We start from the raw sequence: 26,493 nt of genomic DNA, 5'->3' as shown, positions 1-26,493 counted from the left end.
CTGAACCGTGCCGACCAAAGACTGTGATGAAAGCCATACAACTTGCCGCCCCCGGTGGCCTCGATCGACTTCAACTGGTGGACCTGCCCGCTGCTGCCGCGCCGCAGACCGGAGAGATACAGGTGCGCGTGCACGCCAGCTCGCTCAACTACCACGACCTGCTGGTGGCCAGCCGCCCCGGTGCCACCGCGGATGGCCGCATTCCCATGGCTGATGGCGCCGGTGTCGTCACCGCCGTGGGCGCTGGCGTGAGCGAGTTCGCCGTGGGCGATGCTGTCGTCTCGACCTTCTTTCCCCAGTGGCTGGCGGGCCGCCATGTGCCGTCGGACTTCAAGCACGTGCCCGGCGATGGTGTGGATGGCTTTGCGCGTGAGCACGTCACCATGCCTGCGACCGCCTTCACCCATGCACCTGCGGGCTGGAGCCACGCCGAAGCCGCCACGCTGACCACGGCCGGCCTGACCGCCTGGCGTGCGCTGGTGGTCGATGGCCAGCTGCAGGCGGGCGACACGGTGCTGGTACTGGGCACCGGCGGCGTCTCCATCTTTGCGCTGCAGATGGCCAAATCCATGGGTGCCCGCGTGATCGCCACCACCTCCAACGCAGCCAAGGCAGAGAAGCTCAAAGCCCTGGGCGCAGACATCGTCATCAACTACAAAGACACCCCTGCGTGGGGCGACGCCGTGCTGGCCGCAACAGGCGGGCGCGGGGCCGATATCGTGGTCGAAGTGGGTGGCCCCGGCACCCTGCCTCAGTCCATTCGCGCCTGCGCGGTGGGCGGTCATATGGCGCTGATTGGTGTGCTCACCGGCTTTGCCGGCAGCGTGCCCACGGTGGAGCTGATGGCCAAGCAGCAAACGTTGAAGGGGCTGATTGTGGGCAGCCGCGAGCACCAACAAGACATGGTGCGTGCGCTGGAGCAGTTTGGCTGGAAGCCCGTGGTCGACCGCCACTACCCGCTGGTACAACTGGCCCAGGCATTTGCGCACCAGCAGACGGGCCAGCACTTCGGCAAGATCTGCGTGGACATTTGATTCTTCAAAAATCAAAGCACATACCGCATACGCAGCAAGGCCAAAACACCTTTTTTGTGCTTGAACCATCGTCACCCAGGGTCGCCGCCATGCCGCGGTGGCACGGCACCCGCCCCCTGGCGTGGCAACAAGCTGACACTGCGAGGCCCGCGCACGCCCGATAATCCGCCACGACTGCGGGCAATCTGGGGCGAAGCAGGCCGGGGACCTCCGGCGCATACCGCCATGGCCCACCCGCCGCCTGGCCCCTTTCACCTTTTTGCCTGGCAAAGCCCGCTCCCTTTGCCGCTCCGCCATGGATTTACGCCGCCTCATTCTGGGTCTGACGCTGTGCAGCGCCCTCTTGCCGTTCGCCAACACCTTCTATGCGGGCTATGCGGTACAGCGCCAGCAACTGATCGACACCACCCAGGAAGGCAATGCCGCCTACGCGCGCAAACTGGCGCAGAGTACCGAGGACTTTCTGCAGTTCACCCTGCAACAGTTGGCCTACACCGCCCAGCGGCTGGCCCCGCACATGGATGACGAGCGCACGCTGCTGGACGAAGCCACACGCCTGCGCCTGCAGACCAAGAGCTTCAACTCCGTGGCCGTGTTCAACGCCCAGGGCACGGTGCTCGCCACCTCACCAGAAACGCTGCAAATCAAAGGCCGCACGCTCAACAGCATGCCCGTGCAGGACTCCTTGCGCACCCAGGCGCCAGTGATCAGCCAGGCCTATATGTCCGTGGTGGGCAATCTGATCATCTTCATCTCGCAGCCCATTTTTTCGCCGCAGGGCGAGTACCTGGGCGCGGTGGGCGGCAGCATCTACTTGAAGCAGGAAAGCATGCTGGACAAGCTGCTGGGCAAGCACTTCTACCAGGATGGCTCCTACCTGTACGTGGTGGACAACACCAAACGCATCATCTACCACCCGAACCACGAACGCGTGGGCCAAATCATCACCGGCAACACCGTGATCGACCAGGTCGTGGCCGGTCAGGCCGGCCGCGCCGCTGTCACCAACAGCCAGGGCATTCCCATGCTGGCGGGTTACGCGCCCGTGCCGATTGCCGGCTGGGGCATCGTCACCCAGCGCCCCACCAGCGCCACCCTGGAGCCACTGGACGCGCTGATGCGCACCATGCTCTACAAGACGCTACCGCTGACTCTGCTGCTGCTGTTGCTGATCTGGTGGGGCGCGCGCCGCATTGCCAAGCCGCTGCGCCAGCTGGCCAATGGGGCCCACACCATGGACCGTGCGGATACCGTGCAGACCATCCAGTCGGTGCACTCCTGGTACTACGAGGCCCATGAGCTGAAGAAAGCCATGCTGGTCGGCCTGAGCCTGCTGCACAAAAACATCACCAAACTGCGCCAGGATGTACACACCGACCCCCTGACTGGTTTGAGCAACCGCCGCCACCTGAACGTGACGCTGGACAGCCTAGCTGCCGGCAGCACGCCGTTTTCGGTCGTGGCCATCGACATTGACCACTTCAAAGAGGTGAACGACAGCTTTGGCCACGACGTGGGCGACACCGTGATCCAGCAGCTGGCGCAGCAGATGCGCGACGTTTGCCGCACCGATGACATGCCCTGCCGCCTGGGTGGGGAAGAGTTTGCCATCCTGCTGCCTGGCGCACCGCGCCACGTGGCGGCCCAGGTGGCCGAACGCCTGCGCCTGCTGGTGGAAGCCTCCGCCTTGCCCACGGTGGGGCACATCACCATTTCCCTGGGTGTATCCAGCTGGCCCGATGGCGATGCCGACATTCCCACCGTGTTCAAGCAGGCCGATGCCATGCTCTACACCGCCAAACGCAACGGCCGCAACCAGGTGCAGGTATACGGCATTCAGGCACAGGAGCCCCCTGCCCCCTGAAACCGCACCGGCTGCCCGTGCGGAACATGTGCGCCGGTCTCTGACGCGACCACCCTGCGCAAAGGTTTATGCTGGCAGGCATCACCAGTGACTGAGAGGCCTATGCTGCAGACTGCCGTTGTTGCCGTGCGAGACCGCGCCCGCTTGCAAGAAATTGTGGGCACCTTGCTGCGCTTTGGGCTGGCCGATGTTGTCCAAACCCTGGGCCTATCGCGCTGGGCGCAGTGGCGTACCAGCAGTGAACACCGTGCCGCCAATGCCGATGCGGACCACCCCATTGCCCAGACCAGCCGCCCAGAGCGCGTGCGCATGGCCATCGAAGCACTTGGCCCCACCTTCGTGAAACTGGGGCAGATTCTGGCCACCCGCTCGGATTTGCTCCCCGCCGAATGGACCCAGGCCCTGGAACAGCTGCACAACCAGGCCACACCGCTGCCGTGGAGCGTGATGCAGCCCCACATCGCCCAGCAGTTGGGCATGCCGATTGACCAGGCCTTCACCCGCTTTGACCCCACACCGCTGGCTGCAGCCTCGATCGCACAGGTCTACCGTGCCCAGGTGCAACGCAGCGATGGCTCCTTGCGCGAAGTGGTGGTCAAAGTGCAGCGCCCTGACATTCGAGCCGGGCTGGAAGCGGATGCCCGCCTGCTGCGCCACGTGGCCGCCATGGTGGAAGACAGTTTTCCGCAGCTCGAGCGCTTTCGCCCGGTCGACGTAGCCCGCCAAGTGGGTGACGCCCTGCAGGAAGAGTTGGACTTCACCATCGAAGGACGCAACAACGAGCGCGTGGCCGATGCTTTTGCGCAGCAAGCCGAGATCTGCATTCCGCGCATTCTGTGGCCACTCAGCACCCCGCAGTTGCTGGTGCAGGACTGGTTGGATGGCGTACCCGCCAACCTGGCCAGCAGCGATGGCCGCTTCCACGGGCCGCTGCTGGCCCAGCGCGGCGCACAGGCGTTCTTGCACATGGTGCTGCGTGATGGGCTGTTTCATGCGGATCCGCACCCCGGCAATGTCTTTGCCCTGGAAGGCAATCGCGTCGGGTTTCTCGATTTCGGCCTCGTCGGCCACCTTTCGCCGCACCGGCGCGACCAGTTTCTGGTGCTGTTGCGCGCGATGGTGGAGGGCGATGCCGATGGGCTGGTCATGATGCTGCTGGAGTGGACAGGGGACACCCGGGTAGAGATCGCCCGCATGGAATCGGCGGTTGAGCGCTATATCGCGCGCCGCGACAACGGGCCGCTGCGCCTGGGTGATTCCATCAGCGAATTCATGGATCTGGCCCGCGAGGCCCAGATTGCCTTGCCTGCAGACATGGCCTTGCTCTTCAAGGCACTGATCACCGCCGACCGCGTGTTGCTGCAGCTTGACCCGAACTTTGATGTGATTGCCACCGCCAAGCCGCTGGTTGCCGAGCAAATGCGTGCCCGCTACGCTCCCCGCCGCTTGCTGCGCGAGCAGCGTGCCGCGGTCATGCAGATGTACGAGATGACGGCCGATGTGCCCAAAACCTTGCGTTTGCTGATGTACCGCCTCAAGCAAGGGCGTATCGGGGTCGACATGGAAGTGCGCCACCTGCACCGCGTGTCGACCGCACTGGAGCGGGCAGCCACCCGGCTGTCGCTGGCCGTAGTGGCTGGGGCATTCATTCTGGGCATTGGGCCGACGCTGCTGGCGTGGAATGTGCGCCTGTTTGGCATTCCCGTATTCCCCGTGCTAGGCGGTCTGGGAGCCATCATCAGCTTGGCCGTTTTGGTGATGACCATGCGCCGCCAAAGAGCCCTGGATTAAGCGATCCGCATGCGCCATCTTGTGTTTGCCACCACGGTTGGTGTTGCTGCTGCGCACTGGGCCGTCATTTTCAGCCCCTGGCCGTGGCACACCCCGCTGCACCTTGCCCCCCCGGACAGCCCCGCGCACATGGACACCGTGTGGGTCACCCCTGCCGTGATCGCACCACCCGCGCCGCCGCCTCCACCCGCAGCGCAGCAGCCACACCCCAAGAAAGCAGCACCTGCACGGCCACAACCCACACAGCCCCTTGCACCGGCGCTGGATGCCCCCACTGAAGCGTCGGCAGCACCTCCAGTCATGGAACCACTCGTACCAGACGACGTTCCTGCAGAAGACGCACTACCAGCAACCACCACGACGCCAGCAGCTGCCGTGCGCACCGGCCCGGCTCTGACGGTGCACGATGCCACAGGCCACAGCGTCGCGCTGGACCTCCCAGCAGTCAGCGAGGCACTGCAGCAGCGCACACAGCTACGTTTTCAGGTGCTCGGCTTTGTCAAAGGCATGGAATACCACGCCAAAGCAGAGCTGGAGTGGGTGATTGACGGCAATACCTACCAGGCACGGCAGTCCGTCAGCGCATTTTTACTGGGCTCCATGGAGCAAACCAGCAGTGGTCTGTGGACTGCACAGGGGCTGCAGCCACACACCTTTAGTGATCGCCGCTTTGCCAAGCGCCGTGCGGCGCAGCTGAACTGGGACACCCAGCAGGCCACATTCTCGCCGGAGCGCCCAGCCGCCGCCATTGGGCCCGGCACCCAGGATCGGCTGAGCGTTTTTCTGCAACTGGCCGCCATGCTGCAGACCATGCCTGCGCTGCGCGCACCCGGCACCCGCATCACGATTCCCACCTTAGGCTCACGCAGCCTGCAGATGTGGACTTTTGTGGTCGAAGCGCAAGAGTCCCTGGAGCTGCCCGCAGGCCCGCACACCGCGCTGCGCTTGCAGCGCCAGCCCCAGGCCGGTGACGATGAAACGGCCCAGCTGTGGGTCAGTCCCCAGCAGGGCTATCTGCCGGTGCGCATTCACATGGCAGAGCCCAATGGGGATGTGATGGATTTTTCGCTCAAGGAATAAGCGTCAGACACGGCCCAGCATGCGCTGCAGCACGTTGTCTTTCAGGCCTACACGGTGCACCAGCACCATCAGCAGGTGGCCGGCGATCAACGCCAGCAACAGCCACCCCAGCCAGCCGTGGGCGGCGCGGGCAGGGGCAATCATCCACTCCACCTTGTCCGATGTGCCATTGTTCAGAACGATCCATCCAAACCAGCTGAAGGCGCGGTCATTACCCAACATGCGCAGCACCGCCAGCAGCGGCACAACCAGCATCAACAGATACAGCGCCATATGGCCCAACCATGCGGCCATGCCCCAGAGGCCTTCCCCCTTGTCAGGGCGGCGGCCGCTGTTCACCCAGGCCCAGACCAGCCGCACCAGCAGCAGGCACAGCAGAAGCAAGCCCAGGTTGGCATGCGCCCCTGCCAGCAGCTGGGTCAACGCAGCATCACGCCCCAAACTGACTTTAGCCACCATGCCGGCGAACTGCCAGCCCATCAACACAGCCATGCCCCAATGCAGCCAACGGCTAATACGGCCATAGCGCTGTGGCGTATCGCGCCACACATTGGGGGGGATATGTAAAACCGCTGGCATATGGCTATCGCTGGATACACGCACCATGCATTTCCTCCTGTGAGTGATGTCTTGCTGCGTGCCACATTAACAAAGCAGCGTGTGGTCGCACAGTGATGCCGCACCGCCATGCACGACCTTCAGCAATCACAAAAGAAGAGCTAAAAGCGCTTGACCTAAAAGGGCTAGACAGCTTTTACATGCTCAAGATTCGCTGCTGCCGTCGCCCAGCGGAGAAACAATGGTTTGATCAATCGCACCAAAAATGCTGTGACCTTCCTTGTTTTTCATTTCGATACGTATCGTGTCCCCAAACTGCAGATAGCCCGTGCTCGCCGCCTCACTTTGCTGTACTTCCATGGCGCGCTTTTCGGCAATGCTGTGGTAGCCACGTGGCCAGTCCGTGCGCTGGTTTTTACCCTTGCCGCTGTCGGTGCCGACATTGCTCACCACCCCTGTGCCCATGAGGGTGCCCGCCGACAAACTGCGCGTTTTCGCTGCCTGGGCCAGCAGCTGCCCCCAGTGAAAAGCCATGTCTTCCCCAGCCTCACACATCCCAACTTTGCGCCCGTTCACGCTGCTGTGCAGCGGCAGTTGCACCCGGCCGGCACGCCATGCTTCGCCCAGCTCGTCCACGGTGACAGCGACCGGACTCATCCCCACGGCGGGCCAGCTTTGCACATTGCTCCATGCATGCCCCGGTGCATCCGGCATCAAATGCCGCAGGCACAAGGTGTTGCTCAGCATCAGCAAGCGCACACCGTGCAGCGCCTGCTCCGGCGTGCTACCCATGGGAATATCAGCGGTGATGGCCGCCAGGCCAGCCCCAAAGTCCATACCCATGGCAGCACTGGCCAGCACCACCTCATCACATGCACCCACCAACGTATCGCCAGTGCCCTGGCGCAACGTAGGCTCTGTCAGGCTGAGTGTCCACGCGGACTGCGTCAATGCCAGGTGCGAGGGGTAGGCCGCAGCCTCCAGCCATTGGTGGCTGCGAGGCAGCGGTGCCATGCACTGCATAGGGTCAAATGCAAAAGCATGGGGCGCACGACCAGCATTCAGCTGGGTATACAGGTCTTGCAATTGCGGGGCAATGAACGCCCAGTCGTCCAGCACCGGCTGCATGCGCGAGGCAATCCCCGTGGCGTAATGGGCCAAACGCAGATCGCGGGAGACCACGATCAGCTGACCGTCGCGCGATCCGTCTTTGTAAGTAGCAAGTTTCATGGGCTAAGAAGTGTTGACCGCAAGGCCATACAGCCGCAGCCGACAAAAGCTGCTGCCAAAATAGAAGAACTGGGGTGGGCCGCTTTGCAAGCCGCCCACGGTGTATGCCACAAATTCTAAGGTTCACCTATGCCATTACGCTCCTTGGCCTGCAGCGCTCGCCTGCACCACCTGCCCCGCAGCCTGACGCTGGCCTTGGTGCTGGCTGCTGCCAGCGCACACGCACAGCCGGCAGACACCGCGCCCATCACCGTGCGCAACGCCCAAGGCCAGCTGAGCAAAAGCACGCCAGCCTGGCGAGCACCAGAGGCTGCGCGCATGCAGTTTTCGGTACAAGGCAAAATCAAAAGCCTGCCCTACCAGACCAAGGCCCAACTCGATTGGCTGCCGCAAGGCCAGCGCTATGAAGCTGCCCAGGAGGTGCAAATCCCCGTGGTGGGCAGCCGCCGCCAGGCCAGTGTGGGCGCTATCGGCTCTCACGGCCTGCAGCCTGAAATCTTTCTGGACCGCAGCCGCAAAGAGCACAGCACCACGTTTGATACCCAGGCTGGCCAGATTCGCTTCAGCCGGGGGAACGAGTCTGCGCCGCTGGTGCTGGGCACCCAGGACCGCATCAGCGTGTTCTTTCAAGTGGCCGGCATGATTGCCGCCGCTCCCAGGCAATACCCAACAGGCACCCAAATCACCGTGCAAGCGGCCAGCAGCAGCCGCGTAGCGCCCTGGACATTCACCGTCCGCGGCACTGAAAACCTGCAGCTGCCTGCGGGCACCATGACCGCACTCAAGCTGGAGCACCATGCCGAAAGCAGTGATGCCGATGGCCTGCAATCCGCATTGTGGCTGGCACCCAGCCTGCAGTACCTCCCCGTGCGCATTCGCATGGTGGAAGACGGCGGCCGCGACGAGCTGGACCTGAAGCTGCAGTCCCACAGCAAGCCCTAAGCTCTGCTGACGGGGTGGCAGCACACGGTTGGGCCATTCATGGAATACTGAGCTGGCATGCAATCCCTTCATGCACCTTGAAACGGCCGGTTGCGCCCTGATCTGGCATCACAGTGCCACTGCAGCACACCCGGCAAGAAAGGAGGATCACCATGCAAATGCTTTATGACTCGGATTCTTTTGTGGTGCTCCATCTCAAGCCGGATCTCGGCTTGCCCACAGAAGTGACACTGGCTGACGGAGCCACCCCTGCGCCTGCGCTGCCTCGCCACGGTTTTGAGATTGTGGACAAGCGTTCGGGCAAAGAGGTGTACCTGGATGGCTCCTGGGCCGAACTCTTTCAGCAAATCATCCAGGAATGGCAGCGCGAATCGCCCAGCGAGGAAGAGGTGGAGGACACCCTGGAGCGCTACGCCCAGCTCGCACAAAACCCGGTGTTGATTCACTGAAGCACTGACGAAGTACCACCCCCCACACACAAAAAGAGGCCCTGATGGGCCTCTTTTTACTGGGCAACTGGCGGTTTACATGACCACCGTGCTGCTCTGCCCCGCATGCGGCAAGCGCTGTGCTTCGCCCTGCAGCAACAAGGCAAACTCCGCCGCAGGCAACGGTTTGCTGCAGAAATAGCCCTGGTAATAGTTGCAGCCATGCTGGCGCAAAAACTCCAGCTGGGCCGCGGTTTCCACGCCCTCCGCCAGCACCTGCTTGCCCATGCTCTGACCCATGGCAATCACGGCATGGCTGATGGCCATGTCATCGGCGCTCTGGGGAATATCGCGGATAAAGCTCTGGTCAATTTTGAGCAAGTCAATCGGAAAGCGCTTGAGATGCGCCAGCGATGAGTAGCCCGTGCCAAAGTCATCAATCGCCAGGCGCAGACCCAGTTGCTTCAGATGGCTCAGCACGGTCAGCGCTTCATCCGGGCGCTCAGCCAGTGCACTTTCGGTAATTTCCAGCTCCAGGCGCTCTGCAGGCAAGCCCGACAACCCCAGCGCCTTGCGCGTGCAACCCACAATATCGGTCAGCAAGAACTGGTGCAGCGACACATTCACGGCCATGGAAATGGCGGGCAGCCCTTGGTCGCACCAGGCCTGTGCCTGGCGGCAGGCTTCTTGCAGTGCCCACTCGCCGATGGGGCCGATCAGGCCCGATGTTTCCGCCACCGGAATGAAGCGCGCCGGAGAAATCATGCCCTCCACGGGGTCGAACCAGCGCATCAATGCCTCGCATCCAATGATGCGGCCCGAGGCAATATCGATTTGCGGCTGGTAGAACATTTGCAGATGCCCCTGCGCGAAGGCATGGCGCAACCGCGACTCCAGGGCAATGCGCTCACGCGCCGCATGGGTCATGTCCTCGTTGAAGAAGCACCACAGATTGCTGTCGCCCTTGCCTTCCTTGGCGCCATACACCGCTGCATGCGCGCCCTGCACCAACAAGGCCGCGTTTTGCGCATGCTGGGGGTAGCAGCAAATACCGGCACTCACGCTCACCACCACGGCAAAGCCATCCGGAGACTTCCAAGGCTCGGCCGCCGCCTGGATCAGGCGCTCAGCAATCTCAGAAGCATCTTCGGTACGCACCAACTGGCGCGCCAGAACCACGATTTCATCGCCCGCCATCCGAGCGATCAGGTCCCCCGGGCGCAGCGCCGACTGCACCTTACGGGCTATGTGGCGCAGCACCTCATCGCCCACGGCATGGCCGTAGCTGTCATTCACGTCTTTGAAGCGATCCAGATTCAGCAAGATCACCGCCAGCTTGTCGCGCCCCGCTGCGGCCTGCTCCACCGAACGCTCCAGCTCCTGCACAAACCACGCACGGTTCGACAAACCGGTCAGCGCATCGCGGTGCGCCAGAAACTGCAGTTGCTCCTCGCGCTGCTTTTCCTGAGAGATGTCGGTGAACATGCACACGTAATGCGTGGTCTGGCCATGCGGGTCTTTGACGGCACTCAGCGACATGCGCTCCGGGAAGACTTCCCCATTCTTGCGCTTGTTCCAGATTTCGCCGCGCCAGTGGCCGGTACGGTGCAGGCTGGCCCACATATCGTCATAGAACGCCTTGTCGTGGCGGCCCGACTTGAATGCGGAAGGGCGCTGGCCAATCAGCTCAGCTGGCTCGTAGCCCAGCAGCCGTGAAAACGCCGTATTGATGGACAGAATGTGGCTGTGGGCATCGGTCACCACAATGCCTTCGGCCGTGTTGTCCACCACCGCCGCAGCCAGCCGCAGGCGTTCCTCTTCCTGGCGCTGCTGGGTTTTGTCGGCAATGATGCCGGAAAAGCGCACGGGCTTGCCCCAGGCATCCAGGTGGCGGGTACCACGCGCCTCAAACCAGCGGTAGGTGCCATCAAAACACTGCACGCGGGCTGTGACGGTGAACAGCTCTCCGGTCGCCAGTGCCAAGCGAGCCGCCCGGCCCACCATGGCCCGGTCTTCCGGGTGAATACGCGGGCGAAAGCGGAAGTCACGGGCAAAGCTGTCGCCCGTATAGCGCATCATGCTGGCCACACCTTGCGAGAACGTGTGCATCTTGCGCACCATGTCCCAGTCCCACATGCCGTTGCCGCTGCCATCCAAGGCCAAGCGCAGCTGCTCTTCGCTCTGGGCCAAGGCCTGGCGCGCCGCAACCCGGCGCTGCTCGGCACGCAAGGCGCGCCACACCAGCCAGGTTGCCAGACAGCCAGAGAGCAGCACAAACACGTAATCCTGTGCGCGCTGCAGCGCAATATGGAGCGCGTGATCCTCCACCAGCAGTGGCAAGATGAAGTCGCCCGCACCAAACCACAGCAAGCCTGCAGCCAGATACAGAACCAGCGCACGCCATGGTGCCAGGTGCGGGACTGCGCCCTCTTGTTGCATGTATTCCCTCAATTCGCTCTCAGTCCCGGCCATGCTGCGACAATTGCTGCGCTATGACCCAAGCCTATATTCTTACTCTTTCCTGCCCAGACCGACGCGGCCTGGTGCATGCCGTCTCCGGCTTTCTGCTGGAGCAAGGCGCCAACATCGAAGAAGCCTCCCAGTTCAACGACAGCGTCACCGGCCTGTTTTTCATGCGTGTCCAGTTTGACTGCGACAGCACGGACCTGGCTGCCCTGAAGGAAGCCACTGCCGCGCTGGCCGAAACCTACGGCATGAAGTGGAGCCTGCACTCCAAGGCAGAACGCATGAAGACCGTGCTCATGGTCAGCCGCCAGGGCCACTGCCTCAACGACTTGCTGTTCCGCTGGAGTTCGGGCCAATTGCCGATCGACATCAAAGCCATCATCAGCAACCACCGCGACTTCTACCAGCTGGCAGCCAGCCACAACATCCCCTTCCACCACATCCCGGTCACCGCAGCCACCAAGGCCCAGGCCGAAGCCAAGCAGTTCGAGATTATCGAGGCGGAAGGCGCCGAGCTGGTGGTTCTGGCCCGTTACATGCAGGTACTTTCTAATGACTTGTGTCAAAAATTGTCGGGCAAGGCGATCAACATCCACCACAGCTTCCTGCCCAGCTTCAAGGGTGCCAAGCCTTATTACCAGGCGCATGAGCGTGGCGTGAAGCTGATCGGCGCCACCGCGCACTACGTGACGGCCGACCTGGACGAAGGCCCAATCATTGAGCAAGACGTGGCCCGCGCCGACCACACCGACACCGTGCAAGACCTGACCACCCGTGGCCAGGACACCGAAAGCCAGGTGCTGGCCCGCGCCGTAAAGTGGCACAGCGAACGCCGCGTGATTCTGAACGGCCACAAGACTGTGGTGTTCCGCTGAACGGCAACGCTCTCAAAACCAAAGCAGCTAGCGCTTGTTGAATCTTGATTTACCGATCATTTCATTGGAAAAATCAAGAAAAACAAGCGCTAGCTGCTTTTAAAAGCATAGTATTACGCGTCTTCCTCCCCGTCTGCCCGCCCGACCATGTCAACGCCACGCAACAACGGCCAGCGCCCCACCCGTTTTTTTGACAGCCGCTCGGCCCGGCGCATTCCGCCCATCCAGTGCCTGCTGACCTTTGAAGCCCTGGCGCGGCTGCGCAGCGTCACGCTGACGGCGGAAGAACTCAGCGTCACCCCCAGCGCCGTCAGCCACCGCGTGCGCCAGCTGGAACAAGTGCTGGGCACCCAGTTGTTTGGGCGCACGGATTTCTCCCTCACCACCGACGGCCAGAACTACCTGCAACAGGTGCGCGAAGGCCTGGGCGCACTGCAGTGCTTCCCCAACCACCCCGTGGCCACCGGGCGCGCGCGGCTCAAAATAGCCGTCACGCCCACGTTTGCGCGCTGCATGCTGATTCCGCGTCTGGCGCAGTTCACCGAGGCCTACCCCGAGATCGACCTGACGCTGCAAGTCGCCATCCCGCTGCTGGACGTGGTGGCCGAAGACGCTGACCTGATGGTGCGCTACGGCGTCGGCCACTACGCCGACGTGGAGCACCAGGAAATTGCGCGCGACGTCTACACCCCCGTCGCCTCCCCCGCTTTTTTGCGCCAGCAAGGCCCCATCGAAAAACCCGAAGACCTGCTGGAGCTGCCGCTGCTGCGCAGCCCGCTGGAAGCTTGGCGCCCCTGGTTCCAGGCCGCCGGTCTGGACTGGGCCGAACCAACCGAAGGCTCCCAGTTCAACGACGTCGGCCTGCTGTGCGATGCCGCTGCCGCCAGCCTGGGCGTGGCCCCCGTGCGCCTGAAGCTGGGCGCCCCGTGGCTGGACAACGGCTCCCTCGTGCGCTTGTTCGATCTGGAAGTGCCCAGCCCCCACGCCCACTTCCTGTGCTGGCGCACCGGCAGCATGGACCGCTGGGAATGCCAGGCCTTCGCCGAATGGCTGGCCAAGACAATGTGAACAAAATATGCCTCCAGCGCTTATCTAGCGTGCGCTGACAGCTCCTTTTTTAATTTCATCGCACTAGGCACGCGCCGCTTTCACGCAGTCTTGCCAAAAAAATCACAGCGCCCGCGCAAGGCTTGCCCTACAGTCATCCACCATGACGACCGCCAGCCTTTCCGAACGCGCCACCCGCCAAGCCGAGGTGGTACACGCCCTGTCCCTGCACGTGCCCGCGCACGCCCTGCTGTGGCATGCCGAAGACACCACGCCCTATGAGTGCGATGGCCTGACCGCCTACCGCCAGCGCCCGCTGGTGGTCTGCCTGCCCGAGACCTATGCGCAGGTGCAGGCCGTGCTCAAAGCCTGCCACGCCATCCAAGTGCCCGTGGTGGCGCGCGGTGCGGGAACGGGGCTGTCAGGTGGCGCCATGCCCCACGCCATGGGCGTGACGCTGTCGCTGGCCAAGTTCAACCAAATCTTGAAGGTGGACGCGTACAGCCGCACGGCCGTGGTGCAGTGCGGTGTGCGCAACCTGGCAATCAGCGAGGCTGCTGCGCCCTTCAATCTGTACTACGCCCCCGACCCCAGCAGCCAGATCGCCTGCACCATCGGCGGCAATGTGGCCGAGAACTCCGGCGGTGTGCACTGCCTGAAATACGGCCTGACCGTGCACAACATCCTCAAAGTCAAAGGCTTCACCATCGAGGGCGAGCCGGTGGAATTTGGCTCTGACGCGCTGGACGCGCCCGGCTACGACCTGCTGGCCGCGCTGATCGGCAGCGAAGGCATGTTGGCGGTCACCACCGAAGTGACCGTCAAACTTATCCCCAAGCCGCAGCTGGCGCGCTGCATCATGGCCAGCTTTGACGACGTGCGCAAAGCCGGCGACGCCGTGGCCGCCGTGATTGCCGCCGGCATCATTCCGGCCGGACTGGAGATGATGGACAAGCCCATGACCGCCGCCGTCGAAGACTTTGTCAAAGCCGGCTACGACCTGACGGCCGAGGCCATTTTGCTGTGCGAGAGCGACGGCACGCCCGAAGAGGTGGAAGAAGAAATCGGGCGCATGAGCGCGGTGCTCACGGCTGCAGGCGCCACCGCCATCACGGTGAGCAACAACGAGGAAGAGCGCATGCGCTTTTGGAGCGGGCGCAAAAACGCCTTCCCCGCCAGCGGCCGCATCAGCCCCGACTATATGTGCATGGATTCCACCATCCCGCGCAAGCGCCTGGCCGATATCTTGCTATCGATTCAGGAGATGGAAAAGAAGTACCAGCTGCGCTGCGCCAACGTCTTCCACGCTGGCGACGGCAATCTGCACCCGCTGATTCTGTTTGATGCCAACAACCCAGACGAGCTGCATCGCTGCGAACTGTTTGGCGCCGACATTCTGGAAACCAGCGTGGCCATGGGCGGCACCGTCACCGGCGAGCACGGCGTGGGCGTAGAAAAGCTCAACAGCATGTGCACCCAGTTCACCACCGAAGAAAACCTGCAGATGTTTGCGCTCAAAGCCGCGTTCGATCCGGCCGGGCTGCTGAACCCCGGCAAAGTGATTCCCACCCACAACCGCTGTGCCGAATACGGCAAGATGCTGGTGCGCGGCGGGCAGATCAGCCACCCAGACCTGCCGCGCTTTTAAGACACCGTGCTACCTGCGCAGACCCGCCCAGGTGCAGCGCACCGAGAGGCGGTCTGCGGTCTGCGGTCTGCAGCCTGCTGCGGCCCTTGGAAAAGGGCTGCCTGCCAGCAAGCCACCCGCTGAATCAAGCGGATTTTTGAATAACGCCCTTCATGGCGTCCGCAACTTCCTTGACCACCGTGCTCTGAATTTGCGTGAACATGCTCCACTGCTGCACTTCTTGCTGCATCTGCAGCAGATCCTGGGTCGTGGGTTCTTTCAGCTGGCTGAGCGTTTGCTTCAATTGCGCTTCGCGTGTCTGCGTCACGTTGCTGATCGTGGAGTTGATACTCTCGAACGTCAATCCTGAACCTATCATCTTGCACTCCTCGTGTTGCTAGGCTTATGAGGCCTAAGTTAGGGAAATAATTACAGACTGTCAATGAGCTCAGAGGCTGCCAAACAAGCATCTCGAACCGCTTCAAGCACGCGGTACTCTTCAAGAGAAGCGCCTTGCTGCATGTGACAGACCACCTGCTGCCGCATCTCCTGAATCTGCTGGCGTGTTTGTTGCAAAACCTGCTCGCGCTCGGCGCCTTGCAGGCGCTCTTCCAGATCGCTGAGGGCGGGGAAATTCCCAGCCTCTGCCAATGGCGGTAGCAATAAATTCACCTTGCGACCTCCAGACGCCGAGGGCCATCCCACAGCACATGGTCTGAAGCAATGCTGACCAAGCGCCATGCGCCCACCTGCGCACCCAGTTGCAGTTTTTGGCCATCCGAGGTGATGAGGTAGGGGTGGACGCCCCCGACCACGGTACGTACAGCGACCGGCACCCCCGGTGCATTGGCTGACAAGCGCCCCGGCACCACACCCACGCTGGCACCGGCCTGTGCCGGTTCAGCAGTGAGCAGCCTGAATGGAATACCTTCCAGAGGGTGGCCTCTGCGTAGCAATGCTTGCTCCAAGCTGCGCCGCTGGCCATTGCGCAAACGCACATTCAGCTGCATCGATGTGTCTTTCCACGCCACATCGCGCACATCCAGGCCAAGCCCAGCCAGCCATTGCGTGACAACCGGCACATGCGCTGACGGGGCATACAGGCCATCCACCAGTTGCAGGCCAGCTGGCAAGCGCTGCTGAACCGCATGGATGATCTCCTTGCGCTTGGGCTCCTCCCACAGCACGCCAGTCACTTGCACACGGCTTTGTGACTGGGGCCGCAGCGTCAGATGCACACCATGGCTGCGCCCCACTTCCTGGACCACATCGTTCAACTCTGCCATGGTTCGCAATGCCACTTGCGGCAAAGGCCGCAACGTCGCCAGCGTCTGAACCACTTGATCGAGCTTGCTCTGATCTGCCAGCCAGCCAGAGATACGCACCCCGCCTTGTGCCAGGGGATTGATCTCCAGCCGCAGGCCTGGATCCACCATGGCAATCACCAGGCGCGCCTCCTGCACCTGCTGCTTTTGCAGCGCTTCGGAAACAGGGGCAGCAGCCGCAATCGACGTCACAGGCGCTGGGCTCGACTGCATCCACCACACGGCACCCGCTACTGCCAACACCAAGATCAAGCCCGCGGCTACCCCGACCCATTTTTTGATGCTGTTTCCAGCAGCCCCGTCGGCACTCTGGTGTACCGCCTCTGCTTGGACCTTGTACACCGGCGCATCGCCGCGTTCGTCGGCTCGCCCCTGCGAGACATTCGCATCCGGCAAGACGATCAGGCTGTCGCCATCATGAAGGGGCGGCATATCTGCCGCATGTTCTGCGGGTGGCAGCGGCAGCGTGTCTGCATCCTCGTGAAAAACCGCCACATCTGCCGCCAAGCCCTTCGGTCGCCCCCCAATGGACGGATCTTGCCAAGGCGCTTGCGCATCACAGACAACCAGACAGACATCCCCCAGCCAAACGACCTCTCCCAAAGGCGTGGAACCTTTTTCCTGCCAATGGTCACCCACCAAGGACTGCACATCGGTAGCGGGTACAGGATCAGGCAAAAGAACCCAGCGCTTTGCATCGGCATAGAGCCAGGCATTGCCAGACTCAAACAAGGGCGCATCGGTGATCCAGATGTCTGCATCACCGTGATTGGACAAATGCACGCTTTGCGCATCTTCCAAGGACAACGCTACGCAAGCGCCTTCATGGGCACCCGCCAAGATGCGCAGTTGCAAGCATGGCTGCTCCGTGTGCACAGGCTCGTGCACTGTTTCAGGCATCAACATTCGCACTCCTGCAGATGCTGAGAAAGCGTCATGCAGCCATACAATTTCAGCAGTTTGCAAAAACTGTACGGCCACCGTTTAACACGCACCAAAGGCAACCCATGAATCTGGAACAAGAACAACGCGCTGACATTCTGATCCTGCGCCCTGTAGGGCGACTCGATAGCAGCAGCTCTCCCGAATTGGAGCGCGTCCTGACGGAGCATTTGACGGCCGGTGCTCAGCGCTTGGTCTTTGACTTCACGGCACTGGACTACATCAGCTCGGCGGGCCTGCGCGTGGTGTTGCTGGCGGCCAAGAAACTGCGAGCGACACGTGGCAAGCTGGCTTTGGCAGGCCTGCAAGACATCGTGCGTGAAGTGTTTGATATGAGTGGCTTCCTGGCGCTGTTCATCGTGACCGCGACGGTGGATGAAGCCTGCGCCCAAGTCTGAGCCCATCATTGCCTGCAGAGTCACTGCAGCGGTTACGCAGTGACTCATAGCTCAATCCTGGCCAGCGGCTGAATGTTGATTTCCTGCGTCAGCTCTTGGTAGCTAAGCACTGGCAACTCATACAAGTCCTGCTCAATCATCTTGCGCATATAGCGCCGAATATCCATCGAGGTGAGCAGCACTGGGCGCTGGCTGTTCGCTCCAATTTCGCCCACCGTACGGCGAATGTTCTCCACCAGCTTCTTGCCAATGGCAGGGTCCAGCGCCAAATAACTACCAGCCGAAGTTTGTCGCACCGCACCACGGACCGTATCTTCAACTGCGGGAGCCAATAAATAAGCTGGCAGCACGTTTTGCCCGCTGGAGTATTTGTAGCTGATATGGCGCTTGAGCGCGGAACGCACGTACTCCGTCAACAGCACGGAGTCTTTTTCCTTTTGCCCCCACTCGATAAGCGCCTCCAAAATAGTGCGCAGATTGCGCACCGAGATGTCCTCAGACACCAGACGCTGCAGAATTTCAGCCACTTTTTGGATGGGCAGCACACGTGCCGACTCTTTCACCAAGTCCGGGAAACGCCCTTCCATGGCACTGAGCAAAAACTTGGTTTCCTGGATGCCAATGAAGTCTGACGAGTATTTCTTCAGAATGAACGCCAAGTGGTACGACAGCACTTGGCTGGTATCCATGAAAGGAATGCCTGCCGAAGCCAGTGTCGGCTGCAATGCCTTGTCGGCCCAAAGTGTGGGAATGTGCGGCAAGAACTTTCGGTCTTCTTCCACCGGAATCTGGAGCGCCGCCAGATTGCTTAAGTTTTCTCGCACCAGCACATAGCCAGGTCGCAAGCGCCCTTGGGACACAGGCACTTCAGAAAGCAGAATGTTGTACGTTTCTTCGGCCAACGATTCGTTAAAGCGCAATTGAATACCGGGGAATGGCACCCCCAGATCAAAGTACAGGGCCCGTCGAATTTTCAGCAGCTCTTCATTGAGCACATCTGGGTCAAAGCTGTCCTGCAGGCCATGCGCCACATCCATCAGCAAGGGGACCGTGGGAGCAAATTCTTCGCTGCCGTCTTCCACTTTCTTCTTGGGTTTCTCGCCAGCAGGCTGCATGGCAGGCACTTCGGTGATTTGGCCGGTCTTTTCATCCACCACACGCTTGGTACTGCGAATCAGCACAAAACCCAAAGAGCCAATCGCCAGCGCCAGCACCAAGAACACCGGCAGCGGCATGCCCGGAATCATGCCCATGCCCAGCGCCACCCCTGCCGCAATCAGCAACGCCCGGGGCTGAGCCAGAATCTGCGCACCAATGTCCTTACCCACGTTGGATGGACCACCATCGTTGGTCTGCACCCGTGTCACGATCATGCCCGCACAGATCGCGATAAACAACGCGGGAATCTGCGCGATCAGACCATCACCAATGGTCAGAATCGAATAGGTTTTGACCGCATCACCGGCCGTCATTCCGCGCTGCATGGTGCCGATCAAAATACCGCCCAACAGATTCACCGCCACGATGATCAGACCGGCGATCGCATCGCCCTTCACAAACTTCATGGCGCCATCCATGGCGCCGTAAAGCTGGCTCTCTTTTTCCACAATACCGCGCCGGCGTTTGGCCTCCTCCATGTCGATGGTGCCCGCTCGCATGTCACCGTCGATGGACATCTGCTTGCCCGGCATGGCATCTAGCGAAAAGCGTGCCGCGACTTCCGCCACACGCTCTGCGCCCTTGGTAATCACCACGAACTGCACAATGGTCAAAATCAAAAAGACCACCAAGCCCACCACCAAATTACCGCCCACCACGAAGTTGCCGAAGGTATCGATGATGTGACCCGCATCCCCTTGCAACAAAATCAATCGCGTAGTGGCGATGGAGATGCCAAGGCGAAACAAGGTCGTCACCAAGAGCACTGACGGGAATGACGAAAACGCCAGCGGCGATGGCAAATACATGGCCACCATCAGCAAGATTGCCGACAGCGTCATATTGATGCCAATCAGCGCATCCACCAGCCATGTCGGCAGCGGCAAAATCATCATGAAGATGACCGCCACCAGGAAGAAGGCCAGCACCAGGTCGTTACGACTGGTGGATATCTGCACTATGCGCTGAAGGCGCGGTAACCATGCGGACTGCTGCATCAAAGCTATACCTTAGTTATCACCTGGGCCCGCATGCATACCGGGGCGTTCACTGTTCACTGCCACTCCACGCAAACGGATGTGCGTGCGCATGGCGGTATGTGCTTCGTCAACACGGCCCAGCGCCTGCAAGGCTTGCGCCCGCACCAGGTGGAAGTTCGCATCCATACCGCCTTGCATCGCCAGCCTCTCCAGCGTCTCCAGGGCCTTGTTGGGTTTTTCACTGCGCACCTGCGCCACGGCCAAAGTCAGCAATGTGCGGAAATGACCGGGTTCGAGTACATCGCGGGCTGTCAGCAGCACGGCGGCCTTGTCTGGCAAGCCATGCTGCAAATAGATGTAGCCCAGCAAATCCATAAACTCCAGGCGCGCATCGCTGGCCGGTACTGCAGCGGAGTCCGCCGCACCTTCTTGATCGTGTGCCATGCTCAGCCCTGAAATAACGCACTGCGGTAGGTCTGCAGCAGCTCACGCAGTTGCGACTCATCCTGCAGCAAACGGGCGGCGCGATTCAAACCACGCGCCGCATCGGCGTGGTCTGAGCCTTTTTGCAAAAGCGCATCGGCACTGTCGCGCAAATGGCTCTGCGCATGCCCCAACTCCTCACGAAAGCGTGCAGGCGTGAGCAAGTCACGGTGCTCCAGTCGGGGGCGCAGCTGCTCTTCCAGCTGATCATTCAGCGAAGGCTGGTGCAGCAGCTGATCGAGTTGCGGGCGATTGTTCAAATCCGCAGGCGGCGCATCGGCGCGCTCAGGCATGCTCCCTAACGCACTGGCTTGTGCCTTGGTTGCATGCGTGATGCTTTCGATGCCTCGATCAAAGCTGAATGAATGACCACGCACTTCTGGCATGGACGTCTCCTCAAGAACAGTCCTTCAAACAGGACTACCGCACTGAGTAACACGCGCGCGCCAATGGTTCCATGCCCACACGCTCTTTAAATTCATAGCTGCTTGCGCCTATGAATGCTTCATTTCAGAGCAAAAATCACCTGAAATCCATACAAACCAGGCGCAAGATGCTCATCTTTTACACAATGGTTTGCTGCACAAAGTCGCGCAGATAGCCAAATACTTGATGCATTTGGCGCGCCCCCACACTCATGGCGGGCACGCGCTGCACCACCACCAGCCAGCGCGCCTGCGGCGTTTCACGCAACCCGACCTGCACCATCGCCGCATCACTGCCCATGGCCTGCGACAACTTCATGGCCTTGAGCAAACGGGCTGGCGCATCAAAAGAACAAGGCTGCGCATAGTGAATGACCACGTCCTCCCCATACACCTGCACACCGAGTAAATCACCGTTATCCAGCCGCAATTGCAGCCCGCCCTCGGGACGCTCCTGCAGGTGATCGATACCAATATCGCGACCAAAATCTGCCAGCACTTGAGTCAAAACCGACATTTCAATAATCCTCCCGATCAATCGCCCTATCCAGAGCATCTTGCAGCGCACCAAAAACGGACTGACGCTGCTCGGCATCCACAAACACCTGCACGGGCATATCGCGCATCAGCACTTTCATGCCGGTCAAGAAATGAATTTGCGGCTCGACCGCCCGGGCACCACACTGGTCGGCCAAATTACTGAACCGTGTCGCTGAAAGCCACTTTTCGCCACTGACATCGACCATGGCATGCATCAGGGTTTCAGGCGCAAACGCGGGCATGCCATGCTTTTTCTGCAGTTCCTGAGACAGCCCCTCGGCGCCTTCCAGCACCGTCGATGTCACTTCCAAGTGATACAGGTCATGCACCAGTGACTGCAACCGCACCGCATCTGTCGACGGCCGCGCTGCCGCCAGATCACGCCCCAGCGCCTGCGTCATCTGCTGCAGACCCTGCGCAAAGTTCTTACCCGCAAACTGGCTGACCAGCTTTTTCAAGGTTTGACCCAGCGTGGCCTCTCCCAGCACCACGTCCTGATAGCAAGACTGAAAGGCTGTGATGGACTCACGATTCGCCCCCGGCGCAGCCGCCACCCCGATCGTGTTGATATCCGCGCGGATCCCCGGGCCATGCGCCATCTCCAGATCAAGCAGCGACTCACGCAGCATCTCCAGCACATCCGCAGGAGCGCCCTCTTGCTGGCCTTGCTGCAGCGCATATTGCAGCGCCATGTACTGCTCCGAGGGTTTACCCAAGGACTGGCGGGCCAAAGCACCAGGATCACCCTGCCCGGACAACATGCGCTTGGCCAGCTGCACCAACTGTTCGGGGTCCTCAAACGCCTGCGCCGCATCCATGAAGGCCTGGATTTCCTCCATGTTCATCACGCCTGCCGGTCGCATTCCCTCTTTTTTTCGCTCTGCCGTGTGCTTGGTCTCGGCTTTCTCCGCGTTGTGCAGACTGATTTCTTCGGCTGCGTCAGCCAAGATGGACTGTGCATCGTCCACCTGCACCTGCTGCCCCCCCAGCTGCCCCGTTGCCTTTTGCCCAGACTGCCCAGCGCCGTGCTGAGCCATACCACAGTCCGCGGCGGAATTTTGGAATGAATCGATACGTTGCATGTGCCCTTTGTGCTGCTGTGCAACCCAAGGCTGCACTTACCAGAGCAATACGTAACGCCAACACCCGCGAAGTTCCCGCAAAAAAATTATTTACACCATGGAACCGCGGCATGCGGGCTGTTACTTACACCGTGTTCGCAGCTTGTCTGCCTGCCTCGCAAGGAAACTTTATGCCAGCGCCGCTTGATCCAGAAACCATCATCGCCGAAGCCGAGCGCCTCATTGCGCAAGTACGGCGCCAGATTGAAGACGGCGAGGATGTGCTGCGCGACATGGGCCTCGACCCTGCCAAGGTGGCCCAAGTCAACGCCGCCAGTCTCAGCGACGAAGAGCGCGAGGCAGCAAATGCACAAATGCAAGCCGACCTGGCCGCCGTCGAGGAAGAAGCGCACCAACAGCTGCTGCGCCTGCAGCAAGCAGGTGCCCCCAACAGCCGACGCCCACGTCGCATGATTTAAACCCTCAGGAGACACACCATGAGCAACAGCATTACCGGCTACGGCGGCGTGAATCTGGGCGACATCCAAAGCCTGGACCTGGAAACGGCTTTGATGGCCGTACAGGGACAACGTGCCAGTCTTTTGGAAACCCAGCTTAAAGACCAAATCGATGCAGTAAATGCACGCAACAGCAATATTGCCAAATGCAATCAGGCACTGGCAGAACTCCGAGCCATTGATGCCAGGCTTCCAGGGTCAGAAGACACAATCAAAGGCAAATCTGCAGGATCTGCGACTGCTATCAACAATACCAATGGAACAGACGCCAATAAAGAAATTGCTGCGACCCTAGCGAAATATGGGATCAAGCTATCAGAGGACAACAAGAAGTCCGACCTCACGGGATTCATTGAAAAAATCAAGAGCGAAGTCGATGCCGAGAGCAACAGCCAGCAGATGGACATGCTGCGCTTGCAAAGCCTCTCCAACAAACGCAATGAAGCCTTTGACGTGATGACCAACTTCATCAAGAAGATGAACGACAGCCGCTCGTCCGTGCTGGCCAATATGCGCTGAATGGGAATGAGCATGTCCGAAATCATTGATTACATCGACTCCCCCGAAACCCTGGCACAGGCCATTACCCAGGGCACCAACCTGGCCACCTTGATGGATTATTCCGAGCAGGAGCTGGAAGCCATCTATGCCTTGGGGCACAGCCTCTACAACCAAGAACAGTACAGCGACGCACTGAAATGCTTTGCCTTTCTGGTTGCCAATGTGCAAACCGACAAGCGCTTTATGAGCGCACTGGCCAGCAGTTTGCAAATGCTCAAACGCTACGAAGAAGCCATGCAATACCACTGCATGGCCACCTTGATGGATGTGGAAGACCCACTGCCACTGTTTCACACGGCGGAATGCTTTATCGGTATGGGCAAGGTGCAGGAAGCACAGGAAGCCCTGCAGGAAATCTTGCAACAGTACCCCGACGAAGCCTGGCTGGAAGTGCGCCAGCGCAGTGAAGTGCTGCTGCAACTCCTCTCACAACCCAACGAAGAGACCACCCCCGCCACTGAACCAGGAGTCCGCGCATGACAGCTGACATTAGCTCCTTACCCGCTCGCCCCAGCATCCCAGGGGGAAATACAGAACAAGCAGCGACGCCGACAAGCAACGCCGCTGCAGCCGCTCAGCCTCGTGTACTGAGCGGTAAACAAGTCTTGGAAAAACTTGCCCAGTTCTTCCAAGCACTGAACCCCAAAGGCAAAGAGACAACGCTGACCAACGCCAATGGCGCACCCAAACTGCCCGAGATGAACATCAACTTCTCGGCAGAAGATCTGACGGCCATCTTGGTTGTGATGCAAGGCAAAACTCAGGATGCGCAAATGCGCACAGCCAGCGAAGGCCTGAAACTCAACAAAAACAAAATCAAGGCCCAGCATGAAACCAATATGAAGAAGATCACGGAGTGGGCAGAAAAATCAGCCAAAGCAGCCAAGAAAAGTCTGGTCTCCAAAATCTTTGGCTGGATCACCAAGATTGCCTCCGTCATCGCCAGCGCTATTGCCACCGTCGCCTTGACCTGTGCCACCGGCCTGACGGGAGGGGCGGCTGGCCCCTTGCTCGCACTGGCAGTGCTCGGTTTGGTAGGTTCAACCATGAGCCTGGCGTCCGCAATCAGCCAAGAATGTGGAGGCCCCCCTCTGGAGCTCAGCGCCTTGACGACGATGGCCTGCAAAGCTTTTTTAGGTGCCGTTGGAGTGCCAAAAGACAAGCTGGATGCTGCGGCCAAACTGATGGGCGGAGCTCTGGCCATGGGACTGGTCCCAGGCAGCCTGGTACTTGACCCTGCGCTGATGGGGAATGTCACCTCTGGCATCGCATCTTTGGGCGGCGCCAGTGCAACCACTGCCGCCATCCTCGGCGCCGCCTTCACCGCAGCCGCAGGCATTGGTGTAGCCGTGGCATCCGGCTTTGCCAATGTCGGCAAAGGTGTGGGCGATGCCGCGAAATCCGTCATGGAAACCGTGAATGTGGGCGCAAAGATCGCGCAGGCGGCTGCCCAAGGGACTGCGGCTACATCAACGATTGTGAGTGGATCTCTGGATATTGCAGCCGGTGTAGATCAACGCAAAGCAGATATGGCCCAGGTAGACCGCCAGAAACTCTCCGCCATGATGATCAAGCTTCAGGCACAGATGCAAGAAGAGTCAGAGAGCATCAAGAAGCTGGTGCAACAACTACAAGACAGTTATAGCGTTGCGACCCAAATGTTTGCTGCGGCTAGCGAAAGCCGCGTTCAGATTTCCCAAAACATCGGCCAGCGCTCCATGGCCTGACAACGAGAAGGAACACTAGCAATGGCAGTCGAAAATTTACCAAACGCAGGTTCTGGCTTCATCCAGCAGCGCCAAGCTCTGGTGGGAACGCACAAGACACAGCAAGCACAACTCAAAGAATTTCTTTTAGTCAGCATCAAGGACGCCCTTAATGCGCCCTTCAAAGGTCTTGTCAATCAAACACGCTCTCAAACACCGAAAGAAATCGGCACAGGCATAGCCAGTGCCGAGCGCCATATGTCCATCGACATCTATGCGGTCATGGCGTTGGTACAGAAGACCGCGCAAGAAATGCGCAACACCAACCGTGAAATTCGCGCCAGCTCATTGGACTCCCAAGTCGGTGAACTTCTCAAGGCGGCTGACGATACGCAAAAGGCCGCCAACTTCAAATTTGCAGCAGCCATGGTGCAAAGCGCCTTTCAAATTGGTGGCGGCTTTGTTCAATTGGGCACCTCTATTGCGAGTGGCCGTGAGGCGGCATCTGGTGCCAAGGCCCAGAATCAAGCGGACTACTTCAAAGATATGTCCAAGGGCTTTGACAAGGGCTCGAAATTCCGGGGATATGCCAAGGCGGAATCCAAAGAATGGGCGGGCGTTGCCAAGGGATTCAGCCAAGCTGCTGACAAGATCAACACCAAAGGAAAGGTCATTGGTGAATTCAGCGCTGGTACCGGAAGCACCATCAGTGCGGGTTTGAATTTTGCAGCAAGCAAGGCCGAGGTCTCTGCCAAACGCCATGAAGCCCAAGCCAAACTGCATGAATCTGCTGTTTCAGGTGCCAACGAAATGATGCAACAAATGCTCGACATCATTCGTGACATCAAAGACAAAGTCAGTGCCATTGATCAATCGCGCATTGAAACAAACCGCGCTATCAACCGCAACATCTAAGGCAACCGCTTCCCATGCAAACGACTCCATTGCCCCAAGATACTGCGAACGACATGGTCAATGTCTTCGACCGTGCTTTCGCTGAATTAAATGCGTTGCCGCACACCCAGCGGCTAGACGAAGCCACACAAGCCAGCCTCTACGCCATGGCTTGCACGCAAATGCAAACCGCACGCTATGAACAAGCCAGCCAGTACTTTCAGTTGCTGCTTTTCTACGCACCATCGAACATCGATTGCCTGCGTGGGCTTGCTACCTGTGCCTGCCAATTGGAGGACTGGACCACCGCTGCCAACGCACTGGGCACGGCGCTTTATATCGAGCCTGAGTCCTGCACCTTGGCCTTGGCATGGGCGGAAAGCCTGTACCACTTGGGCATGCCAACCATTGCGGCAGAAATTCTCAAAATGGTACTGCGCTTGGCAAGCTCTGCAGAAGATGCCCCGATTGCGCAGCGTGCGCAACTGCTGCTGCAGTCACTGCAGGATGCACAACCCGCTCATGCAGCCGCTTAGCAGCAAAGATATCCAGCTACTGAC

Annotated in this window: 27 protein-coding genes; 16 read left to right on the top strand and 11 right to left on the bottom strand. The window is 60.2% G+C overall.

What is annotated here, in order from left to right; all coding sequences use genetic code 11:
* The first annotated feature begins 26 nt into the window (after window positions 1-26).
* The 4 genes from AC27VO_RS00935 (at window position 27) to AC27VO_RS00920 (ending at window position 5,769) form a co-directional block, all read left to right on the top strand.
* Window positions 27-1,034, top strand: coding sequence for a zinc-dependent alcohol dehydrogenase family protein (locus tag AC27VO_RS00935; RefSeq protein ID WP_488664832.1), 1,008 nt, complete (start codon window positions 27-29; stop codon window positions 1,032-1,034).
* A gap of 295 nt (window positions 1,035-1,329) precedes the next feature.
* Window positions 1,330-2,898, top strand: a complete 1,569-nt coding sequence (locus tag AC27VO_RS00930; RefSeq protein WP_488664831.1) for a sensor domain-containing diguanylate cyclase — start codon at window positions 1,330-1,332, stop codon at window positions 2,896-2,898.
* Window positions 2,899-3,000: 102 nt separating this feature from the next.
* Window positions 3,001-4,689: an ABC1 kinase family protein gene (locus tag AC27VO_RS00925; RefSeq protein ID WP_488664830.1), complete on the top strand. Its 1,689-nt coding sequence runs from the start codon at window positions 3,001-3,003 to the stop codon at window positions 4,687-4,689.
* Between the two features lie 9 nt (window positions 4,690-4,698).
* Window positions 4,699-5,769, top strand: a complete 1,071-nt coding sequence (locus AC27VO_RS00920; protein WP_488664829.1) for a DUF3108 domain-containing protein — start codon at window positions 4,699-4,701, stop codon at window positions 5,767-5,769.
* Window positions 5,770-5,772: 3 nt separating this feature from the next.
* Here the strand turns inward: AC27VO_RS00920 and AC27VO_RS00915 are convergent, their stop codons facing one another.
* Window positions 5,773-6,375 (bottom strand): cytochrome b, encoded by a 603-nt coding sequence (locus AC27VO_RS00915; protein ID WP_488664828.1) that lies wholly within the window; start codon window positions 6,373-6,375, stop codon window positions 5,773-5,775.
* Between the two features lie 156 nt (window positions 6,376-6,531).
* Window positions 6,532-7,557, bottom strand: coding sequence for a fumarylacetoacetate hydrolase family protein (locus AC27VO_RS00910; protein WP_488664827.1), 1,026 nt, complete (start codon window positions 7,555-7,557; stop codon window positions 6,532-6,534).
* Between the two features lie 129 nt (window positions 7,558-7,686).
* On the opposite strand from AC27VO_RS00910, the gene AC27VO_RS00905 reads away from it, so the two are divergent.
* Together AC27VO_RS00905 and AC27VO_RS00900 are read left to right on the top strand one after the other, a co-directional pair.
* Window positions 7,687-8,499 carry a DUF3108 domain-containing protein gene (locus AC27VO_RS00905; RefSeq protein WP_488664826.1) on the top strand — a complete coding sequence of 271 codons (813 nt, stop codon included), beginning with the start codon at window positions 7,687-7,689 and terminating at the stop codon, window positions 8,497-8,499.
* 152 nt (window positions 8,500-8,651) lie between these two features.
* Window positions 8,652-8,948, top strand: coding sequence for a BTH_I0359 family protein (locus AC27VO_RS00900; RefSeq protein WP_488664825.1), 297 nt, complete (start codon window positions 8,652-8,654; stop codon window positions 8,946-8,948).
* Between the two features lie 75 nt (window positions 8,949-9,023).
* Here AC27VO_RS00900 and AC27VO_RS00895 read toward each other — a convergent pair whose 3' ends face one another.
* The gene (locus AC27VO_RS00895) at window positions 9,024-11,366 is read right to left on the bottom strand and encodes a putative bifunctional diguanylate cyclase/phosphodiesterase (protein ID WP_488664824.1); all 2,343 of its coding nucleotides are present in this window, start codon (window positions 11,364-11,366) and stop codon (window positions 9,024-9,026) included.
* 53 nt (window positions 11,367-11,419) lie between these two features.
* Here AC27VO_RS00895 and purU point away from each other — a divergent pair, with 53 nt between their 5' ends.
* From purU to AC27VO_RS00880, 3 genes are all read left to right on the top strand, one after another.
* Window positions 11,420-12,268, top strand: a complete 849-nt coding sequence (gene purU / locus AC27VO_RS00890) for a formyltetrahydrofolate deformylase (protein ID WP_488664823.1) — start codon at window positions 11,420-11,422, stop codon at window positions 12,266-12,268.
* Between the two features lie 147 nt (window positions 12,269-12,415).
* Window positions 12,416-13,336, top strand: coding sequence for a LysR substrate-binding domain-containing protein (locus AC27VO_RS00885; RefSeq protein ID WP_488664822.1), 921 nt, complete (start codon window positions 12,416-12,418; stop codon window positions 13,334-13,336).
* Window positions 13,337-13,478: 142 nt separating this feature from the next.
* The gene (locus tag AC27VO_RS00880) at window positions 13,479-14,963 is read left to right on the top strand and encodes an FAD-linked oxidase C-terminal domain-containing protein (protein ID WP_488664821.1); all 1,485 of its coding nucleotides are present in this window, start codon (window positions 13,479-13,481) and stop codon (window positions 14,961-14,963) included.
* A gap of 124 nt (window positions 14,964-15,087) precedes the next feature.
* On the opposite strand, the gene AC27VO_RS00875 is transcribed toward AC27VO_RS00880, so the two are convergent.
* The 3 genes from AC27VO_RS00875 to AC27VO_RS00865 are packed head-to-tail and all read right to left on the bottom strand — an operon-like array spanning window position 15,088 to window position 17,173.
* Window positions 15,088-15,321: an EscF/YscF/HrpA family type III secretion system needle major subunit gene (locus tag AC27VO_RS00875; protein ID WP_488664820.1), complete on the bottom strand. Its 234-nt coding sequence runs from the start codon at window positions 15,319-15,321 to the stop codon at window positions 15,088-15,090.
* A gap of 50 nt (window positions 15,322-15,371) precedes the next feature.
* A complete protein-coding gene (locus AC27VO_RS00870; RefSeq protein WP_488664819.1) occupies window positions 15,372-15,614 on the bottom strand; it encodes an EscE/YscE/SsaE family type III secretion system needle protein co-chaperone in 243 nt (80 codons plus the stop codon).
* Window positions 15,611-17,173, bottom strand: a complete 1,563-nt coding sequence (locus AC27VO_RS00865) for a hypothetical protein (protein ID WP_488664818.1) — start codon at window positions 17,171-17,173, stop codon at window positions 15,611-15,613. Before AC27VO_RS00865 ends, AC27VO_RS00870 begins: the two co-directional genes overlap by 4 nt.
* A 101-nt stretch (window positions 17,174-17,274) precedes the next feature.
* On the opposite strand from AC27VO_RS00865, the gene AC27VO_RS00860 reads away from it, so the two are divergent.
* Window positions 17,275-17,607 carry an STAS domain-containing protein gene (locus AC27VO_RS00860; protein WP_488664817.1) on the top strand — a complete coding sequence of 111 codons (333 nt, stop codon included), beginning with the start codon at window positions 17,275-17,277 and terminating at the stop codon, window positions 17,605-17,607.
* 44 nt (window positions 17,608-17,651) lie between these two features.
* Here AC27VO_RS00860 and sctV read toward each other — a convergent pair whose 3' ends face one another.
* The 5 genes from sctV to sctW all read right to left on the bottom strand — a co-directional run bounded on the left by sctV (window position 17,652) and on the right by sctW (window position 22,230).
* Complete coding sequence (gene sctV, locus AC27VO_RS00855) at window positions 17,652-19,763, bottom strand: type III secretion system export apparatus subunit SctV (protein ID WP_488664816.1); 2,112 nt, start codon at window positions 19,761-19,763, stop codon at window positions 17,652-17,654.
* Between the two features lie 12 nt (window positions 19,764-19,775).
* Complete coding sequence (gene sctY, locus AC27VO_RS00850) at window positions 19,776-20,189, bottom strand: type III secretion apparatus assembly chaperone SctY (protein WP_488664815.1); 414 nt, start codon at window positions 20,187-20,189, stop codon at window positions 19,776-19,778.
* A gap of 2 nt (window positions 20,190-20,191) precedes the next feature.
* On the bottom strand, window positions 20,192-20,614 hold the full coding sequence (gene sctX / locus AC27VO_RS00845; RefSeq protein ID WP_488664814.1) for a type III secretion apparatus assembly protein SctX: 423 nt from the start codon (window positions 20,612-20,614) through the stop codon (window positions 20,192-20,194).
* Window positions 20,615-20,792: 178 nt separating this feature from the next.
* The gene (locus tag AC27VO_RS00840; protein ID WP_488664813.1) at window positions 20,793-21,170 is read right to left on the bottom strand and encodes a type III secretion system chaperone family protein; all 378 of its coding nucleotides are present in this window, start codon (window positions 21,168-21,170) and stop codon (window positions 20,793-20,795) included.
* 1 nt (window position 21,171) lies between these two features.
* The gene (gene sctW, locus AC27VO_RS00835) at window positions 21,172-22,230 is read right to left on the bottom strand and encodes a type III secretion system gatekeeper subunit SctW (RefSeq protein ID WP_488664812.1); all 1,059 of its coding nucleotides are present in this window, start codon (window positions 22,228-22,230) and stop codon (window positions 21,172-21,174) included.
* Between the two features lie 215 nt (window positions 22,231-22,445).
* On the opposite strand from sctW, the gene AC27VO_RS00830 reads away from it, so the two are divergent.
* The 6 genes from AC27VO_RS00830 to AC27VO_RS00805 all read left to right on the top strand — a co-directional run bounded on the left by AC27VO_RS00830 (window position 22,446) and on the right by AC27VO_RS00805 (window position 26,469).
* Window positions 22,446-22,733: a hypothetical protein gene (locus tag AC27VO_RS00830; RefSeq protein ID WP_488664811.1), complete on the top strand. Its 288-nt coding sequence runs from the start codon at window positions 22,446-22,448 to the stop codon at window positions 22,731-22,733.
* Window positions 22,734-22,751: 18 nt separating this feature from the next.
* A complete protein-coding gene (locus AC27VO_RS00825; RefSeq protein WP_488664810.1) occupies window positions 22,752-23,291 on the top strand; it encodes a hypothetical protein in 540 nt (179 codons plus the stop codon).
* A gap of 12 nt (window positions 23,292-23,303) precedes the next feature.
* Complete coding sequence (locus AC27VO_RS00820; RefSeq protein ID WP_488664809.1) at window positions 23,304-23,813, top strand: SycD/LcrH family type III secretion system chaperone; 510 nt, start codon at window positions 23,304-23,306, stop codon at window positions 23,811-23,813.
* A gap of 125 nt (window positions 23,814-23,938) precedes the next feature.
* Window positions 23,939-25,060 carry a type III secretion system translocon subunit SseC family protein gene (gene sctE / locus AC27VO_RS00815; protein ID WP_488664808.1) on the top strand — a complete coding sequence of 374 codons (1,122 nt, stop codon included), beginning with the start codon at window positions 23,939-23,941 and terminating at the stop codon, window positions 25,058-25,060.
* 21 nt (window positions 25,061-25,081) lie between these two features.
* A complete protein-coding gene (gene sctB, locus AC27VO_RS00810; protein ID WP_488664807.1) occupies window positions 25,082-25,954 on the top strand; it encodes a type III secretion system translocon subunit SctB in 873 nt (290 codons plus the stop codon).
* Window positions 25,955-25,968: 14 nt separating this feature from the next.
* Window positions 25,969-26,469: a hypothetical protein gene (locus AC27VO_RS00805; protein WP_488664806.1), complete on the top strand. Its 501-nt coding sequence runs from the start codon at window positions 25,969-25,971 to the stop codon at window positions 26,467-26,469.
* Window positions 26,470-26,493: the final 24 nt, after the last annotated feature.

This window comes from Comamonas sp. 14P8.1.4, assembly GCF_057799285.1.
Note: the sequence above shows the minus strand (reverse complement) of the source record. Positions and strands in the feature narration are given on the sequence as shown.

Excerpts from the sequence above, each read along its gene's own strand:
- AC27VO_RS00935 (WP_488664832.1), top strand. The coding sequence starts at position 27 with ATGAAAGCCATACAACTTGCCGCCCCCGGTGGCCTCGATCGACTTCAA.
- AC27VO_RS00930 (WP_488664831.1), top strand. The coding sequence starts at position 1,330 with ATGGATTTACGCCGCCTCATTCTGGGTCTGACGCTGTGCAGCGCCCTC.
- AC27VO_RS00925 (WP_488664830.1), top strand. The coding sequence starts at position 3,001 with ATGCTGCAGACTGCCGTTGTTGCCGTGCGAGACCGCGCCCGCTTGCAA.
- AC27VO_RS00920 (WP_488664829.1), top strand. The coding sequence starts at position 4,699 with ATGCGCCATCTTGTGTTTGCCACCACGGTTGGTGTTGCTGCTGCGCAC.
- AC27VO_RS00915 (WP_488664828.1), bottom strand. The coding sequence starts at position 6,375 with ATGGTGCGTGTATCCAGCGATAGCCATATGCCAGCGGTTTTACATATC.
- AC27VO_RS00910 (WP_488664827.1), bottom strand. The coding sequence starts at position 7,557 with ATGAAACTTGCTACTTACAAAGACGGATCGCGCGACGGTCAGCTGATC.
- AC27VO_RS00905 (WP_488664826.1), top strand. The coding sequence starts at position 7,687 with ATGCCATTACGCTCCTTGGCCTGCAGCGCTCGCCTGCACCACCTGCCC.
- AC27VO_RS00900 (WP_488664825.1), top strand. The coding sequence starts at position 8,652 with ATGCAAATGCTTTATGACTCGGATTCTTTTGTGGTGCTCCATCTCAAG.
- AC27VO_RS00895 (WP_488664824.1), bottom strand. The coding sequence starts at position 11,366 with ATGCAACAAGAGGGCGCAGTCCCGCACCTGGCACCATGGCGTGCGCTG.
- purU (WP_488664823.1), top strand. The coding sequence starts at position 11,420 with ATGACCCAAGCCTATATTCTTACTCTTTCCTGCCCAGACCGACGCGGC.
- AC27VO_RS00885 (WP_488664822.1), top strand. The coding sequence starts at position 12,416 with ATGTCAACGCCACGCAACAACGGCCAGCGCCCCACCCGTTTTTTTGAC.
- AC27VO_RS00880 (WP_488664821.1), top strand. The coding sequence starts at position 13,479 with ATGACGACCGCCAGCCTTTCCGAACGCGCCACCCGCCAAGCCGAGGTG.
- AC27VO_RS00875 (WP_488664820.1), bottom strand. The coding sequence starts at position 15,321 with ATGATAGGTTCAGGATTGACGTTCGAGAGTATCAACTCCACGATCAGC.
- AC27VO_RS00865 (WP_488664818.1), bottom strand. The coding sequence starts at position 17,173 with ATGTTGATGCCTGAAACAGTGCACGAGCCTGTGCACACGGAGCAGCCA.
- AC27VO_RS00860 (WP_488664817.1), top strand. The coding sequence starts at position 17,275 with ATGAATCTGGAACAAGAACAACGCGCTGACATTCTGATCCTGCGCCCT.
- sctV (WP_488664816.1), bottom strand. The coding sequence starts at position 19,763 with ATGCAGCAGTCCGCATGGTTACCGCGCCTTCAGCGCATAGTGCAGATA.
- sctY (WP_488664815.1), bottom strand. The coding sequence starts at position 20,189 with ATGGCACACGATCAAGAAGGTGCGGCGGACTCCGCTGCAGTACCGGCC.
- sctX (WP_488664814.1), bottom strand. The coding sequence starts at position 20,614 with ATGCCAGAAGTGCGTGGTCATTCATTCAGCTTTGATCGAGGCATCGAA.
- AC27VO_RS00840 (WP_488664813.1), bottom strand. The coding sequence starts at position 21,170 with ATGTCGGTTTTGACTCAAGTGCTGGCAGATTTTGGTCGCGATATTGGT.
- sctW (WP_488664812.1), bottom strand. The coding sequence starts at position 22,230 with ATGGCTCAGCACGGCGCTGGGCAGTCTGGGCAAAAGGCAACGGGGCAG.
- AC27VO_RS00830 (WP_488664811.1), top strand. The coding sequence starts at position 22,446 with ATGCCAGCGCCGCTTGATCCAGAAACCATCATCGCCGAAGCCGAGCGC.
- AC27VO_RS00825 (WP_488664810.1), top strand. The coding sequence starts at position 22,752 with ATGAGCAACAGCATTACCGGCTACGGCGGCGTGAATCTGGGCGACATC.
- AC27VO_RS00820 (WP_488664809.1), top strand. The coding sequence starts at position 23,304 with ATGTCCGAAATCATTGATTACATCGACTCCCCCGAAACCCTGGCACAG.
- sctB (WP_488664807.1), top strand. The coding sequence starts at position 25,082 with ATGGCAGTCGAAAATTTACCAAACGCAGGTTCTGGCTTCATCCAGCAG.
- AC27VO_RS00805 (WP_488664806.1), top strand. The coding sequence starts at position 25,969 with ATGCAAACGACTCCATTGCCCCAAGATACTGCGAACGACATGGTCAAT.